General features: G+C 64.2%; 11 protein-coding genes. 6 read left to right on the top strand and 5 right to left on the bottom strand.

What is annotated here, in order from left to right; genetic code table 11:
- Nucleotides 1–52 precede the first annotated feature (52 nt).
- Nucleotides 53–3,145 (top strand): TonB-dependent receptor, encoded by a 3,093-nt coding sequence (locus EYV96_RS07725; RefSeq protein WP_131150859.1) that lies wholly within the window; start codon nt 53–55, stop codon nt 3,143–3,145.
- Nucleotides 3,146–3,382: 237 nt separating this feature from the next.
- On the opposite strand, the gene EYV96_RS07720 is transcribed toward EYV96_RS07725, so the two are convergent.
- The 3 genes from EYV96_RS07720 to EYV96_RS07710 form a co-directional block, all read right to left on the bottom strand.
- On the bottom strand, nt 3,383–4,480 hold the full coding sequence (locus tag EYV96_RS07720) for a sterol desaturase family protein (RefSeq protein ID WP_131150858.1): 1,098 nt from the start codon (nt 4,478–4,480) through the stop codon (nt 3,383–3,385).
- Between the two features lie 145 nt (nt 4,481–4,625).
- Nucleotides 4,626–5,330 carry an N-acetylmuramate alpha-1-phosphate uridylyltransferase MurU gene (gene murU / locus EYV96_RS07715; RefSeq protein ID WP_131150857.1) on the bottom strand — a complete coding sequence of 235 codons (705 nt, stop codon included), beginning with the start codon at nt 5,328–5,330 and terminating at the stop codon, nt 4,626–4,628.
- Nucleotides 5,327–6,340, bottom strand: a complete 1,014-nt coding sequence (locus tag EYV96_RS07710) for an aminoglycoside phosphotransferase family protein (RefSeq protein WP_131150856.1) — start codon at nt 6,338–6,340, stop codon at nt 5,327–5,329. Before EYV96_RS07710 ends, murU begins: the two co-directional genes overlap by 4 nt.
- Nucleotides 6,341–6,481: 141 nt before the next feature.
- Between EYV96_RS07710 and EYV96_RS07705 the strand changes: the two genes are divergently transcribed.
- From EYV96_RS07705 to EYV96_RS07685, 5 genes are all read left to right on the top strand, one after another.
- The gene (locus EYV96_RS07705) at nt 6,482–7,756 is read left to right on the top strand and encodes a nucleotide sugar dehydrogenase (RefSeq protein ID WP_131150855.1); all 1,275 of its coding nucleotides are present in this window, start codon (nt 6,482–6,484) and stop codon (nt 7,754–7,756) included.
- A 68-nt stretch (nt 7,757–7,824) separates the two neighbouring features.
- Entirely contained in the window at nt 7,825–8,190 is a 366-nt protein-coding gene (locus EYV96_RS07700; protein ID WP_131150854.1) for a hypothetical protein, read from the top strand.
- A 99-nt stretch (nt 8,191–8,289) separates the two neighbouring features.
- Nucleotides 8,290–9,552 (top strand): TolC family protein, encoded by a 1,263-nt coding sequence (locus tag EYV96_RS07695; protein WP_240732368.1) that lies wholly within the window; start codon nt 8,290–8,292, stop codon nt 9,550–9,552.
- Nucleotides 9,549–10,640, top strand: coding sequence for an efflux RND transporter periplasmic adaptor subunit (locus EYV96_RS07690; protein ID WP_240732367.1), 1,092 nt, complete (start codon nt 9,549–9,551; stop codon nt 10,638–10,640). The genes EYV96_RS07695 and EYV96_RS07690 overlap by 4 nt, the downstream gene beginning before the upstream one ends.
- Nucleotide 10,641: 1 nt before the next feature.
- Complete coding sequence (locus tag EYV96_RS07685; RefSeq protein ID WP_131150853.1) at nt 10,642–13,734, top strand: efflux RND transporter permease subunit; 3,093 nt, start codon at nt 10,642–10,644, stop codon at nt 13,732–13,734.
- A gap of 40 nt (nt 13,735–13,774) precedes the next feature.
- Here EYV96_RS07685 and EYV96_RS07680 read toward each other — a convergent pair whose 3' ends face one another.
- Nucleotides 13,775–15,070, bottom strand: coding sequence for an ammonium transporter (locus EYV96_RS07680; protein ID WP_131151537.1), 1,296 nt, complete (start codon nt 15,068–15,070; stop codon nt 13,775–13,777).
- Nucleotides 15,071–15,122: 52 nt separating this feature from the next.
- Nucleotides 15,123–15,461 (bottom strand): P-II family nitrogen regulator, encoded by a 339-nt coding sequence (locus EYV96_RS07675; protein WP_131150852.1) that lies wholly within the window; start codon nt 15,459–15,461, stop codon nt 15,123–15,125.
- Nucleotides 15,462–15,601: the final 140 nt, after the last annotated feature.

Raw genomic sequence — 15,601 nt, 5'->3', positions numbered from 1 at the left:
CGGTTTTGCTTAATTTTGCCCACCCCCCAGTGGGCTTTTCGGGGAGATCCAAATGAGTTTTCGTTCGTTGAATCGCGCGTATGCGCTGCGTCATACCGCCTTGGCGGCTGCGCTGGCTCTGGGCATGACCGGAACGGCCTTTGCCCAGTCCACCACCGGCAACATCATCGGCCAGGCTGAAGCGGGCGACACCGTCACCGTCACCAGCGCCACGGGTCTGACCCGTCAGGTGCAGGTGGATGCGTCCGGTCGTTACTCCGTCAACAACCTGCCGGTGGGCAACTACTCCGTGACCCTGCAGAAGGGTGGCGCGGCAGTCGATACCCGCAAGGACGTCTCGATCAAGGTCGGTTCGTCGACCGACGTGTCCTTTGCTTCGGCCGCCAATGCTTCGTCCCTGTCCGCCGTGACCGTCACCGCCAACGCGCTGCCGGCCATCGATGTGACCGGTGTCGATTCGCGCACGGTCATCACCTCCGAGCAGCTCGCTCGCCTGCCGCTCGCTCGTAGCGCCGAAGCCATTGCGCTGCTGGCTCCGGGCGTGGTCCAGGGTTCGGGTTACTTCAGCGGCAACCTCGGTGGCCCGGTGGTGTCGTTCGGCGGTTCGTCCGTCACTGAGAACGCCTACTACATCAACGGCTTCAACACGACCGATCCGCTGAGCGGCTTCGGTGGTCTGAGCCTGCCGTACGGCGCGATCGACCAGCAGGAAATCCTGCAGGGCGGCTACAGCGCTGCTTACGGTCGTTCGGACGGTGGCGTGATCAGCCAGGTCGGCAAGCGCGGTACCAATGAATGGCACTTCGGTGGCCAGGTGCTGTGGACCCCGATCGGTGGTCAGTCCGACCCGAAGAACTACTACTACGTCAAGAAGGACGGCTCGCCGAATGGCATGCGCCAGTTCCGCAATGACAACAAGTCCTGGACGACCACGGTCGACGCCTACGTTGGCGGCCCGCTGATCAAGGACAAGCTGTTCTTCTTCGCCGCCGTCGAAGGCCAGCGTCAGGAAGGCAAGGGCGCCAGCCTGAGCAATACCGCCGCCGGTACCGGTCCGGACACCGCTCCGCGCACCAACGTGTCGAAGATCGACAGCCCGAAGTACTACGCCAAGCTGGACTGGAACATCACCGACAGCAACATCCTGGAAATCACGAGCGCTTCGAGCAAGTCCTCGTACTCCGGCGTGCTGAACCAGTTCGACTACGCCACGCTGACCAACGGTGCATTCGCCAACCGCGACACCCAGGTCAAGAACGGCGCCAACCTGTACTCGGGTAAGTTCACCAGCTACATCACCGATGACCTGACCCTGTCGGTCATGTACGGCAAGATGAAGGGCACGTACTACAGCTACACGCCCGACTACGACACCCAGAACGCCTACGTGTTCCAGGGTGACCAGCAGAACCCCGATCTGAATGGCGGTCGACCGATCACCGGTCCGCAGACCACCTCGACGATCAGCCTGCCGGGCCACAAGTCGACCAACACCAACCTGCGCGTTGACCTGAGCTACAAGCTCGGCGATCACACCCTCACGGCTGGTATCGACAACCAGGACGTGCGCAACACCGACGCCGGCACCATGTTCCCGTCCAACGGCCTGGGCTACGCCTGGGAATACAACGCGGTCGAGGATCCGGGTACGTTCATCATCGGTGGCCCGGGCACGACCAACAACGGCGCTGACTGGCACAACTTCCCGTGGGTTGCCAACACCGGCTCGCAGCCGGGCGGCGAGACGGGTTACTACGTCGCCAAGTACCGCTACCACGACAACGCCTCGGTCCGCGTGGCGCAGCGTGCGCAGTACATCGAAGACACCTGGCAGATCAACGATCGCTGGATGGTCAAGCTGGGTCTGCGTAATGACCAGTTCACCAACTACAGCGCCGCCGGCGAGCCGTACCTGCGCCTGACCAAGCCGCAGTGGGCTCCGCGCGTGGGCTTCAGCTGGGACGTCAACGGCGACTCCAGCTTCAAGGTCTACGGTAATGCCGGTCGTTACTACCTCGCGATGCCGACCAGCGTGGCCCTGCGCTCCGCCGGTTCCTCGCTGTACACCCGTCAGTACTACACCTACACGGGTATCGACGCGAACGGTGCTCCGACGGGCCTGACCCCGATCGCCACCAGCCTGGGTGCCGACGCTCCGTTCTCCGCGAACGGCGAATACGGCCAGCCGCGCGATCCGAAGCTGTCGTCCGCCAAGGACCTGAAGTCCGAGTACCAGGACGAGTTCATCCTGGGCTTCGACAAGAAGCTCAACGACAGCTTCAACTACGGTGCCAAGGCCACGTTCCGCAAGCTGCGTAACGCGATCGACGACATCGCCGACAGCCCGTCGATCCTGCAGAAGATGAACGAGATGGGCATCGACCCCAACTCGTACGATCCGGGTCAGATCCCCGGCTCGATCCTGATCAACCCTGGCAAGAGCGCCACGTTCTACGTGCCGAAGCTTGCTGGTGGTTACTACGAAGTCCCGATGGACTGGAAGAAGGACTTCGGCTTCAACACCACGATGAAGCGCAAGTACTACGGCCTGGACCTGTACCTCGAGCATCCGTTCGACGGCAAGTGGTACGGCAAGGTCGACTACCTGTGGTCGCACAGCTTCGGTAACTCCGAAGGCCAGGTCCGTTCGGACATCGGCCAGGCCGACGTGTCGGCCACGATGGACTGGGACTACGCTTCGATCATGGACTACGCCAATGGCGCGCTGGCCAACGATCGTCGCCACCAGATCAAGGCGTACGGTTCGTACCAGATTGCTCCGGAGTGGATGCTGTCGGGTAACGTCGCCATTGCTTCCGGTGCGCCGATCCAGTGCCTCGGTGCCTATGGTCCGGACGGCACCTTCCCGGGTCTGGGTTACGGTCCGTACTACCACTTCTGTGGTGGCGAGCCGTCCATCCCGGGCGAGAAGCGCACGCCGTGGACCTATCGCCTCGACCTCAGCGCCGAGTACCGTCCGGATTGGGCGGACAAGAAGCTGGGCTTCAACGTGATGATCTACAACGTGTTCAACAGTCAGAAGGTGACGCAGTACTACGGCATCTCGACGTCGAAGAGCTTCATGCGTCCGATCACCACCCAGCCGGCCCGTTATGTCCGCTTCGGCGTGACGTACGACTTCTAATCGAAGTTGTTGGGTTAGTTATGAAGAAACCGCCGGGCTTGCCCGGCGGTTTTTTTATGGGGCGACGGAGACTGCCAGTGGTTGATCAGTGAGTTGAGGCTGTCCTCCCTCACCAGGGAGTCGATCCATGCCCGCAAAAAAAAAGCCGTCAGGCGCGCCTGACGGTTGTTCAGTGAACGACTTGCGATTCGCGCATCACCGGGAGCAGAAGCGCAGGAGGGTAAAGCGTCGCTCCAGCTATCCCGCGGCGCCTTCGCGCACTGCGTCAACCTTGACGTCGGCAGGCGTAGTCGAAACAGGCGCGTGATGCCCCACGCCATGCACGTCCCATTGATCGACCGGTATCGGTTCGTAGTCTGGACCGAATGCGACCTCACCCAGTTTCCACCCTGACGGTCGGGTGACTGCGCCGAGGAAGCGCCGGAATGCTGCCCAGTGCAGCCCGACCAACCCGCGGTCGTTATCCGCATCCACCGTGGGATCGCCGACACCCGTCGGACGCGGCGCCATGCCATAAAGCGCCGTGCCAAAAATCACATCCCACAAGGAAAACACCTGCCCGAAATTGCAGTTGTGCAGACCGGGTCGCTCGGGATCGACCAGCATGTGATGCAGGCGATGGAACTTCGGATCGACGAACATGCGACCGAACACAGGGCCAAAACCGATGCGCACGTTGGCGTGCGAGAAGTTCTGCACCAGTTCGCCCAGCAGCATCAGCCATGCGAATTCCGTCGGCGCAACGCCGATCGCCAGACCCACGACAGCCAGCACCATCGACTGCAGGAAGCCGTCGACGAGGCTGCCTCGATCGTTGGTCCAGCAACTCATCTGCCGCTGGCTGTGATGCATGCTGTGCAGCGCCCACCACCATGGCAGCGCATGTTGCAATCGATGCATCCAGTAATAGACCAGGTCGTAGATGACGTAGTAGACGACGAACAAGGCGAGCGGATGATCGTTGAGCGCGGGAATCCAGCGCGTAATGCTGAACAGCCCTTCGTCGCCACCGCTGTCGCCGCCACCGCCGAAGTAGTTGCTGATGGGCGTGAGGATCAGGTAACTGAAGAGCGGGAAGATACCCAGCAGCATCAGCAGCGTGTACTGCATGTCCACCTTGGTGAGGCGGCGGTCCTGCCATTTTTCGGCAGGCAGCAGGCTTTCCAGCGGGCGAAACAGGAAGGCGATAATGCCGATCTGCAGCGCGGCGATCATCAGCGACTCGGAGATTTCGTCCGGATCGCCGGCCAGGCCGTTGAGATGCAGGAAGGTGAGCAGCGGCACGATGCCGTGCGCGCTCAACCAGCTAACCGTATGCGACCACCATTCGAACATCGTGACTTCCGGGCTGTACGTGGCGCAGCCGGGCGAAGCGGGGGGCGGCTGCGCGAGGGCCCGGCGCATGGCCGGGCGGGGGGACACAAGGATACGCCTGCTTCGCTTTCACGCCCATGTCGCGCGGGGCGCAAGCATTTGCGGGTCAGCGCGTGATTCGCGCATCCAGTTCGGCGAGTCGCTCTGGCGTGCCCACGTCGGTCCACGCGCCCCGGTAGTGCGTGCCAGTTGCCAGGCCGCGGTCCATGGCATCGCGCAGCAATGGCGCCAGTTTGAATCGCGGATGTGCACCTGGTTCGGTCGCAGCGTTTTCCGCGACGCGCTCCCAGTCATGCAGGAGTTCGCGTCGGTAGACGCCGATGCCACTGAAGGTCAGGCGGGGTTCGCCTTCCCGGGATAGCGCGCCGTCGTCGCGCACATGGAAATCGCCGCCGGGATGATGTTCAGGGTTATCCACCATCACCAGGTGGGCGAGCCCCCGGGGTTCGACGGGAAGCTGGGCCAGATCGAGATGGGTCCAGATGTCGCCGTTGATGGCCATGAACGGCTCGGGGCCGAGCAGGGGCAGGGCGTGCAACATGCCGCCGCCGGTTTCCAGTGGCGTGGTGCCTTCATAGGCATAACGAATGCGCAGGCCCCAGTGCGAGCCGTCGCCCAGCACGTCGGGAAACTGGCCAGCCAGGTGCGATGTGTTGATGACGACGTAGCGAATGCCGGCAGCCGCGAGCTTTTCCAGGTGCCACACGATCAGCGGCTTGCCGCCGGCGACCAGCAAGGGTTTGGCCGTGCGATCCGTGAGCGGGCGCATGCGCTCGCCCAGCCCGGCGGCGAAGATCAGCGCGTGCCTCACGCATCCACCGGCTGGCGCAGGTCGCGGTTGCCCACGGCAGCGAGCAGTAGCTCGGCAAGGTCCTTCAGTTCCGGATAGCCGGACGCCACGTCGATGACATAGTCGAACACGCGCGGCAGATCCTGCAGGTAGCCGCTCTTGCCATCGCGATACCAGAGCCGGCAGAAAATGCCGAGTACCTTGATATGGCGCTGCAAGCCGATCAGGTCGAACCAGCGACGGAAGGTTTCCGCAGACACCCCGGCGGAGATCAGGCCGGCATCGACCAGGCGGTTGCGATAGGTTTCTGCCCAGGCCTCGACGCGCGTTCGATCCCACACGATGTAGCAATCGCGCAGCAGCGATGCCAGGTCGTAGGTGATGGCGCCACGCAACGCGCCCTGGAAATCGATGACGCCGGGATTGCGTTCATCGGTGATCAGGAGATTGCGGCTGTGGAAATCGCGATGGACGAACACTTGCGGCTGGGCCGCCGCATTGCGCACAAGCACATCGAAAGCCGCCTCCAGCACATCCCACGATTCGCAGGCGATGTCGTGGCCAAGATGCTTGCGCAGGAACCACTCGGGCATGATTTCCAGTTCGCGCACCAGGAAGGCACGGTCGTAAGGCGCCAGGCCTGACGCCGGGGCATGCGCCTGCATGCGCAGCAACGCATCCATGGCGTCGCCATACAACGCGTCTGCGGTGCCCTCGTCGAGGGCTGGCAGGTAGAGCCGGTTGCCCAGGTCCTCGATCAACAGGAACCCCTGATCGAGGTCGCTGGCGTGCACCCTGGGCACATGGAGGCCGGCGCGGTCGAGCAGGGTGCCGATCTCCACCCACGGGCGCGGATCTTCCAGCGAGGGCGGCGAATCCATGACGATCCAGCTCTTGCCGCCATGCTCGGCCCGCCAGTAGCTGCGGAAACTGGCATCGGCCGAGGCGGGCGCCAGCTGGAGATCGGGAGCGGCGAGGGCGCTGCGGGCCCAGGCAAGGCGGGTGGCGGTGCGGTCGGGGCTGGTGGTCATGGCATGCAAAGACGTGGCATGCCGGCAGCTTAGAGGTTGTCCATGACTTTTCGAAGCCCGGGGCGGGGAAGTGGCGAGCAACGCACTGCCAAAGCCCGCCGCCTGCGGTAACCTGCCGGGCTTACGTCGATGGGTAGGTTTATGGACAGCACAGCAACGCGCATTGGCATCGTGGGTCTGGGCTATGTCGGTCTGCCGCTTGCGGTGGAGTTCGGCCAGCACTTCGATACCGTCGGCTTCGACATTGATCGTGCGCGCGTGGACGAGCTGCGATCTGGCAGCGACCACACGCTGGAAACCTCCACCGAGCAGCTGAAGGCAGCGACGCGACTGACGTTCACCGCGCGCGTCGACGATATCCGCGACTGCAACGTCTACATCGTGACGGTGCCCACACCCATCGATGAGGCCCAGCGTCCGGACCTCACGCCGCTGCGTTCGGCCTGCACCATGCTGGCGAAGTTGCTCAAGCAAGGCGACATCGTCGTGTTCGAATCCACGGTGTATCCCGGCACCACGGAGGAGGTCTGCGTGCCCTTGCTGGAGGCCGGCTCGGGCCTGGTCTTCAATCAGGACTTCTTCTGCGGTTACAGCCCCGAGCGCATCAACCCGGGTGACCATGCTCGCCGCGTCACGGACATAACCAAGCTCACCTCCGGCTCCACGCCCGAGGTGGCGACGCGCATCGACGAGCTCTACCGGACGATTATCCGCGCGGGCACGCACAAGACTTCGTCGATCCGCGTGGCCGAGTCCGCCAAGGTCATCGAGAACATCCAGCGCGACGTCAACATCGCGCTGGTCAACGAACTGGCCCTGATCTTCCATCGCCTGGGCATCGACACCAGTGAAGTGCTTGCGGCGGCAGGTACGAAGTGGAACTTCCTGCCGTTCCGTCCCGGTCTGGTGGGTGGCCACTGCATCAGCGTCGATCCTTACTACCTCACGCATAAAGCCGAGGTCACCGGCTATCACCCGGAGCTGATCCTCACGGCTCGACGCATCAACAGCCGCATGGGCAGCTACGTCGCCAATCGCGTGATTCGCCTGATGAGCGAACGCCGCCTCCACATCGTGGATGCGCGCGTACTCGTGCTGGGTTTCGCGTTCAAGGAAAACTGCCCGGACCTTCGCAATACGCGCGTCGTGGATATCGTGCGGGAGCTGGAGTCGTCGCACGCGCAGGTGGACGTGCTCGATCCATGGATTGATCCGGCGGAATCCGAGTCCGAATATCGCGTGCGTCCGATCGACGCAGCGCAGCCGGGTACCTACGACGCCATCATCCTTGCCGTCGCGCACCGCGAATTCCAGGACTGGGGTGAAGCGCGCATCCGCGCGTTCGGCAAGCCGGGTGCCGTCATTTTCGACGTCAAATCGGTGTTGCCGCAGGCGGCCGTCGACGGCCGCCTCTGAGTCGGAAGTCGCCGTCTCAGGACGAAATGCAATTGTCTAACAGGTGCGGACTCGCCTAAAGTCCGCGCATGTCGTCTCCGTCACTCATCCGTTCACTCCGTCGCCGCCTCCTGGGCGTGCGGTGGCTGTTCGCGCTGGTGCTGCTGACGAAACTGGCGCTTGGGACGGCCTGCCTCGCTGCAGACGGTGAGTCGGTCGTATTCATCCCGGCCGCGCAGGTGAGCATGCTCGCCGCGGTTGACGACAACGGTGCCGGTGACTGCTGGCACGAAGGAAGCGGTGGTTGTCACTGCAACTGCACGCATGCCACGCCGCTCGCGAGCGACTTCGAGATGGCATCGCTGCCACCTGTTGCATCGCATCGCTTCATTGCGCCCATCGTAGCGGCCACGGCATCGCCCTGGCGAAATCCGCTGCGCCCGCCCATCGCCTGAATCGGTTCTTGATCGGCTGAGCCGCTCCGTTTTCGGGGCGGTGCATGTCGCCACCGTGCAGCCCGACTGCGCGTGATCCCGATTTCAGGAGTTTGATCCATGCATTTTTCCAGGCAGGCGCCCGTGGGCGCCCTGCTCGCCATGCTGTGTTCCGTCGCTTTGGCGGGCACGGGCGACGTCGCGCGCGCACCGGCAGACCTTCGCGCAGCCGTCGAATCGCTTTGGCGAGCCAATCCCGACGTAGCCGCCGCTCGCGCCGAGCTCGACGCCGCGCGAGCGCAGACCCGTGCGGCGGGGCAACCCATCTATAACCCGGAGCTCGAGCTGGCCGCCGAAAATGCCGACGTCGATCGGCGAACGGCGAGCCTCAGCCTTGGCCTCGATCTCTCCGGCAAACGCAACGCGCGCACCGCCTTGGCCAGTGCCAGGGCCCGCGTTGCCGAGGCCGGCTACGTCCGTGCCCGCCGTGACGTGGCTGTGCGCTGGCTCAAGGCCGGCGTGGCTTCGTCGTTGGCGGAGCGCGAGACGCAACTGGGCGCGCAGCGGCTTGAGCTCATGCGGCGATTTGCCGAACTTGCCGAGCGTCGCTTCAACGTCGGCGACATCAATCGATCCGAGCGCGACCTGGCCGAACTGGCATGGGTGGAGGCGCAAGCGCAGCAGGCGGCCCTCAGAGGCAGGTCGGCGGGCGCCCTTGCCAGTGTCGCGGCGCTGGGTGGTCCCAGGGCCGACGTCTTCCGGGCATGGCTGGCGGCGGGACTTCCCGCATGGAAAGCGATCGACACGCCAACACCCGTAGACGTGCCGGAGCTCGTGCAGGCACAGGCGCGCGTCGATGCGGCCGATGCGGCGATCGGTGTAGCGCGGCGCGCGCGCGTCCCGGACCCGGTAGTGTCGGTGACGGGCGGGCGGGTGCGCACGGCGCCGGGCTTGAGTGACAACGTCGTCGGACTCAACCTGAGTCTGCCGCTCCCGATACGCAACAGCTATCGCGCGGAAGTGGACGCCGCGCGCGCGGAAGCCTCCGCCGCTTTTGCCGCGCGTGATGCCGAGGCACTTGCGGCCGTGGCGCGCGCACAGGAAAGCCGTGCGCGTCTCGAGGCACTACGTGAAGCCTTCGGTGCCTTCCAGGGCAGCCGCGCCGCGGACTTCGCGCAACGCGCCGCCTTGCTCGACAGCTTGTGGCAGTCCGGCGAACTGAGCACGTCCGAATACCTCGTCCAGCTCAAGCAGAGCCTGGACACCGCGCTCGCCGGCGTCGCCCTGGAGGGCGAGGCGTGGCAGGCCTTCATCGATCAACTCAGCACCTCCGGGACGCTCGACGCCTGGCTGGGCACCCAGGGCGCCAAGGAGCAGCCATGAACCCCTCGATCAAAATGACCTTTTGGCTCGCACTGTTCGGGATCGCCATGCCGACATGGGCCGACGAAAGCACCGGCGCGAAGGTTTTGCTCGATGCCAACGCACGTCGTGCCGAAGGCGTGGAAACGATGACGGTGTCCCTGCGCAGCCTGCGCAGCGAATGGAAGGCGCCGGGCGAGGTACGCGCCAATGCCTATGCGACGGTGCTGGTAACGCCGCGCGTGCCCGCGCAAGTCTTGCAGCGCCATGCACGTCTCGGCGATGAGGTGAAAGCCGGGGAGCCACTGGTCACCCTGTCGAGCGTGGAAGTGGCGCAAGCGCAGGGCGAATGGCTCGTGGCCGAGCGCGAATGGCAGCGGGTAAGCGCGCTGGGACCGGAGGCGGTATCCGGCCGTCGCTACACGGAAGTGAAAGTGCAGCGCGACCAGACGCGTGCGCGCCTTCGGGCGTACGGCTTGAGCGACGCGCAAGTGAGCGCATTGTCACGAGCAGGTTCGGCCGGGGCCGACGGCAGTTTCGCCTTGCTCTCGCCGGCGCAGGGCCGCGTCACCAGTGATGACTTCCTTTTGGGTGAGCGCGTCGAGCCTGGCAAGACACTCTTCACGCTGGTCGACGAAGGCAGCGTGTGGGTGCAGGCGCAGCTTTCTCCGGCCGATGCCGCGCGGCTGCGGCGGGGTAGTCCTGCGCGTATCCAGGCGCATGGCCAGTCGCTCGAAGGGCGCGTGGTGCAACTGCCACATCAGACGAACGAGCAAACGCGCACGGTGCCCGTACGCGTGGAAGTGGCAAACCGCGACGACCTGCTGCATAACGGCGAACTCGTTGACGTCTTCCTGGCAGGCAACGAGCAAGGCAAGTCGCTGGTTGTCCCCGACAGCGCCATCGTTCTCATGCAGAACCAGTCGACGGTCTTCGTCCAGGTGGCGAAGGATGCCTTCGAGGCACAACCGGTATCGGTGGGGACGAGCGAAGGTGGATGGACGTCCATTCGCGACGGACTCAAGGCCGGCCAGGTGATCGTGGGCAAAGGCGCATTCGCGCTCAAGGCACGAATGCTGAAATCCCAGCTCGGCGGGGATGGGCACTGACATGCTGACCCGACTCGTCGAACTTTCGCTGCGCTACCGGCTGCTGGTGATCATCGCCTTCGTGGTCATTGCCTTCCTCGGCTGGCGCGCGGTGCATTCCGTGCCCGTTGATGCCTTTCCCGATGTGACGCCCATCCAGGTCAACGTCTACACCGAATCGCCGGGGCTCGCTGCCGAGGACGTGGAACTGCTGCTCACCACGCCCGTGGAATCGTCCCTGGCCGGCCTGCCCAAGGTGCAGGAAATCCGTTCCGTGAGCCTCTTCGGCCTGTCCTACGTGTCGATCTATTTCGATGACGACATGGACATCTACTTTGCGCGTCAGCTCGTGAACGAGCGACTGCAGCAGGTGGGCGATCGCTTGCCGGCGGGCTACGGAAAACCCGACATGGGCCCGAATACGTCCGGCCTGGGACAAGTGTTCTGGTACACCGTGGAGAAAACGGGATCGAGCGACACGGCCGATGACATGAACCTGCGCACGCTGCAGGACTGGACCATCCGCGTGATCCTTCGCACCGCGCCGGGCGTCGATGACGTGGTGTCGTGGGGCGGTGGTGAGCGTCAGCTTCAGGTGCGTGTCGATCCCGCCCGGCTAATGGCGCATGGGCTGGGGTTCCGGGAAGTCATTGAAGCCCTGGCCAGCAACAACGGTCAGGTCGGTGGCAACTATGTCGATGTCGGACGCGAGCAGTACCTCGTGCGCGGCCTCGGTCTGCTGCGCAATGAACGCGACATTGGCGCCATCGCATTGAAGTCACATGACGGCACGCCGGTTTACCTGCGCGATGTGGCCACCGTGGTCCAGGCCCCGGCACCGCGTTTCGGCGCAGTCACCCGCGATGGCAAGGAGGTCGTCATGGGCCAGGCCCTCGCGCGCATCGGCGAGAACGCCAAGAGCGTGGTGGATGCGGTCAAGGCGCAGCTCGATACGGTCCGCAAGGCCTTACCCGACGGCGTGGAGATCCGGCCGGTCTATGAGCGCACCGATCTGGTCAACAAGGCCGTCGGCACGGCGATGCGTGCCCTGATCGAAGGATCGATCCTGGTTGCACTGGTGCTGTTCCTGTTTCTGGGCGAACTGCGCAGCGCCATCGTGGTGATCGTCGCCTTGCCCATGGCGATGTTGATGGCCTTCATTGGTATGGACCAGACAGGGCTCTCATCCAATCTCATGTCACTGGCAGGGCTGGCGATCGGCATTGGCATGATGGTCGACGGCGCCGTGGTCATGGTGGAGAACGCGTACCGCATCATGGCCGAGCAGCGGGCGCTTGGCGGACGCGTCGACCGCGCGCGGGCCGTGCTGGTGGCCGCGCGAGAGGTAGCCAATCCGATCACCTTCGCCATTGCCATCATCATCGTCGTATTCCTGCCGCTCTTCAGTCTGGAGGGGCTGGAAGGCCGCATGTTCAAGCCGATGGCCTTCAACATCAGTTTCGCCATGGCCGGTTCGCTGCTGCTGTCGCTGACGTTGATCCCGGTGCTGTGCACGTTCGTGCTCAAGCCCGGCGAAGAGCGTGACACGTGGATCGTCGCGCGCATCAAGCGGATATACGTGCCCGTGCTGACCTGGTCGCTTGCACATCGTGGCAAGGTCCTGGGGATGGCCTGCATCGCGTTGCTTGGCAGCCTTGCGTTGTGGCCGTTCCTCGGCAAGGAGTTCATGCCGAACCTGCGCGAGGGCGCCATCATGTGGCGCGTGACGTCCGTGCCTTCCGCATCGCTGGATGAGTCCATTGCGGTTTCCCATCGCATCGCGGCCTTGCTCAAGCGGGATTTCCCCGAAGTGGAGACAACGCTGTCGATGATTGGGCGCGCCGAGAAGGGTGAAACAGCGGACGTGAACTACATGGAGGTCTATACGCCGCTCAAGCCTGCGGAGGGCTGGCGCAAGGGAGTCACCCTGGAGTCGCTCGAGCATGACATGCAGGAGGCGCTGGAGCGCGAACTGCCGACGTCCGTGGTGGGCTTTACTCAGCCGATCCAGATGCGCATCGAGGAACTCGTGTCGGGCGTGCGTGCGACGCTGGCGCTGAAGCTTTACGGGGACGACCTGGGTGAACTCGATCGCCTCAGCGCGCGCCTGAAGAACAGCCTGTCGTCCGTGGCCGGGGTGACCGATCTGTCGCTGGAGGCAAACCTCGGCAAGCCGCAGCTCCGCATCAGCGTCGATCGCGACGCGCTCGCGCGTTACGGCCTGAACGCTGACGATGTGTTGACCATCGTTCGCAACGGCATCGGCGGGGAGGCGGTGGGCACGCTTATCGACGGCGTGCGCCGGTTCGATATCACGGCGCGCCTTGATACGGAGGCGACCGGGTCGCTCGAAGCGATTCGTGCCATCCGGCTTCGCGCACCCAACGGTAACGTCGTCCAGCTTGACCAGATCGCCGAGGTCAGCACGGCCGAGGGCTACTCGTTCGTTCGCCGCGAACAACTGCGGCGCTACGCGGTGATCCAGATGGACGTGCGGGGGCGCGACGTCGACAGCTTCGTCAAGGACGCCAATGCCGCCATCGCACGCGATGTCCCTTTGCCGCCGGGGTACTGGACCGAGTGGGGCGGTGCGTTCGAAAACCAGCAGCGTGCCATGTCCCGCCTGGCGATGATCGTGCCGGCGACGATCTTCTTCATCTTCATCCTGCTCTACACAGCGTTCAATTCGGTGCGCACCGCCGGTTTGATCCTCGCCAACGTTCCTTTCGCCACCATCGGCGGCATGGTCGCGTTGGCGGTGACCGGGCAGTACCTGTCCGTACCGTCGGCCATCGGCTTCATTGCCGTGTTTGGCGTGGCGATGCTCAACGGCATCGTGCTGGTGAGCTTCCTCAACGAGCTGCGGGCGAAGGGTGCAAGCGTTCGCGACGCCGTAGTGCAAGGCACGGTGCTGCGCTTGCGCCCGGTGCTCATGACGGCGAGTGTCGCCATACTTGGGTTGATGCCCATGCTGGTGTCGTCGGGTGTTGGCGCGGAAACGCAGCGGCCCTTGGCGACGGTGGTCGTCGGAGGCCTGCTCACGTCGACGCTGCTGACGCTGGTGTTGCTCCCGGTGCTCTACGAGTGGATGGAGTCGCGTCAGGCCAGGGACTGAACCAAAGGAAGGGGGCGCCCGCGTGGCGCCCCCTTCTGGTTCACAGGTTGTATGCCTTCTCTTCGTGCAAGGCGATGTCGAGCCCAACCATTTCCTGTTCGTCGTCCACGCGAAGTCCGATGACGATGTCGATCAGCTTGAGCAGTACATAGCTGAGCACCGCACTCCACGCGATGGTGAACGCCACGCCTTTGGCCTGGATCCCTAGTTGCAGCCAGGGCGAGGTCACGGTGCCGAACCCACCCAGGAGCGGTGCCGCAAAAGGACCCGTGAGGAGGCCGCCGATGATGCCGGCTACGGCATGCACGCCAAAGACGTCCAGCGAGTCGTCATAGCCGAGCTTGTGCTTGAGTCGCGTTGCGCTGAAGAAACAAAGTACGCCAGCGACAAAACCCAGGACGAGGGCGCCGCCCGGTCCCGCCGTGCCTGCCGCAGGCGTCACGGCGACCAGTCCGGCTACGGCGCCCGAAACAATGCCCAGCACGCTGGGCCGACCGTGCGTGATCCATTCGGCGATCAGCCATCCCAAGGCCGCGGCGGCCGTCGCAACCTGCGTCACCAGCATCGCCATGCCCGCGCTGCCGTTGGCCGCCACCGCAGAGCCTGCGTTGAAGCCAAACCAGCCCAGCCACAACAGGCTGGCGCCGACGACGGTGTAGCCGAGGTTGTGCGGTGGCATCGGGACGTGCGGATAACCGCGGCGCTTGCCGATCACCAGGCAGGCCACCAGGCCAGCGATGCCCGCGTTGATATGCACCACGGTGCCACCGGCGAAATCCAGCACGCCAAGGTCGCCAAGGAATGATCCCGGCCCGCTCCACACCATGTGCGCCATCGGCAGGTACACCACGATCAGCCACAAAGCGCTGAACCACAGCATCGCGCTGAATTTCATGCGCTCGGCGTACGCGCCGACGATCAACGCGGGTGTGATGATGGCGAAGGTCAGCTGGAACATCACGAACAGCGATTCGGGCACGCTGTTGTAACGCGTGTCGGGCGTGAGTCCGGCCAGCATCGCGCGATCGAGTCCGCCGATGAACGAATGCAGGTTCAGCGTGCCGGCCCTCATCCCTTCGGTGCTGAAGGCGAGGGAAAAGCCAAAGGCGATCCACAGCACCGTCACCATCGCCGTGATGGCAAAGCACTGCATCAATACCGACAAGAGGTTCTTCGCCCGCACCATGCCGCCGTAAAACAATGCGAGGCCGGGAATGGTCATCAAGAGCACCAGCATCGTGGCGGTAAGCATCCACGCCGTATCGCCACTATCGAGATGACCCGTTACCGGTTCACTCCAGGCCGATGCCGAAGCCAGCACCGCCAGAACCCCCATGCCAAGGCGGAGCATCCCGTTCCTCCGTTCCCCATTTCCCGTTCTTCCGCTCTCAAAGCGCATCGGAGTCCACCTCCATCGTGCGAATGCGGATGGCCTGCGCCAGGTCGCTGATGAAGATCTTGCCGTCGCCGATCTTGCCGGTGCGCGCCGCGTTGGTGATGGCCTCGATGGCCAGGTCAACCTGCTCATCGGAGACCGCCAGCTCCACTTTCAGCTTCGGCAGGAAGTCCACGACGTACTCCGCGCCCCGGTAGAGTTCGGTGTGCCCGTGCTGCCGGCCGAAACCCTTCACTTCGGTCACGGTCATGCCGGCGATGCCGGCGTCGGAGAGTGCCTGGCGGACGTCGTCCAGGGTGAATGGCTTGATGATCGCCGTGATCCACTTCATCCAAGGTCCCTCCCTTTGCTGGGTATGACGCAGCGCAGCAGGATGCGTGCCAAAGGGGTGGGGCGTTTGTCCTGCCGGGCAATCAGTGGGTTAGGCTGTTGCGCCGTGGAGTCAGGCATCGAAATGGCGCTTTCGGACGG

It is taken from the genome of Dyella terrae, assembly GCF_004322705.1.
Taxonomy (GTDB): Bacteria; Pseudomonadota; Gammaproteobacteria; order Xanthomonadales; family Rhodanobacteraceae; genus Dyella_D; species Dyella_D terrae.
This window is presented reverse-complemented; position numbering and strand designations above follow the sequence as displayed.

Excerpts from the sequence above, each read along its gene's own strand:
- EYV96_RS07675 (WP_131150852.1), bottom strand. The coding sequence starts at position 15,461 with ATGAAGTGGATCACGGCGATCATCAAGCCATTCACCCTGGACGACGTC.
- EYV96_RS07685 (WP_131150853.1), top strand. The coding sequence starts at position 10,642 with ATGCTGACCCGACTCGTCGAACTTTCGCTGCGCTACCGGCTGCTGGTG.
- EYV96_RS07725 (WP_131150859.1), top strand. The coding sequence starts at position 53 with ATGAGTTTTCGTTCGTTGAATCGCGCGTATGCGCTGCGTCATACCGCC.
- EYV96_RS07680 (WP_131151537.1), bottom strand. The coding sequence starts at position 15,070 with ATGGGGGTTCTGGCGGTGCTGGCTTCGGCATCGGCCTGGAGTGAACCG.
- EYV96_RS07705 (WP_131150855.1), top strand. The coding sequence starts at position 6,482 with ATGGACAGCACAGCAACGCGCATTGGCATCGTGGGTCTGGGCTATGTC.
- EYV96_RS07700 (WP_131150854.1), top strand. The coding sequence starts at position 7,825 with ATGTCGTCTCCGTCACTCATCCGTTCACTCCGTCGCCGCCTCCTGGGC.
- EYV96_RS07710 (WP_131150856.1), bottom strand. The coding sequence starts at position 6,340 with ATGACCACCAGCCCCGACCGCACCGCCACCCGCCTTGCCTGGGCCCGC.
- EYV96_RS07720 (WP_131150858.1), bottom strand. The coding sequence starts at position 4,480 with ATGTTCGAATGGTGGTCGCATACGGTTAGCTGGTTGAGCGCGCACGGC.
- EYV96_RS07695 (WP_240732368.1), top strand. The coding sequence starts at position 8,290 with ATGCATTTTTCCAGGCAGGCGCCCGTGGGCGCCCTGCTCGCCATGCTG.
- EYV96_RS07690 (WP_240732367.1), top strand. The coding sequence starts at position 9,549 with ATGAACCCCTCGATCAAAATGACCTTTTGGCTCGCACTGTTCGGGATC.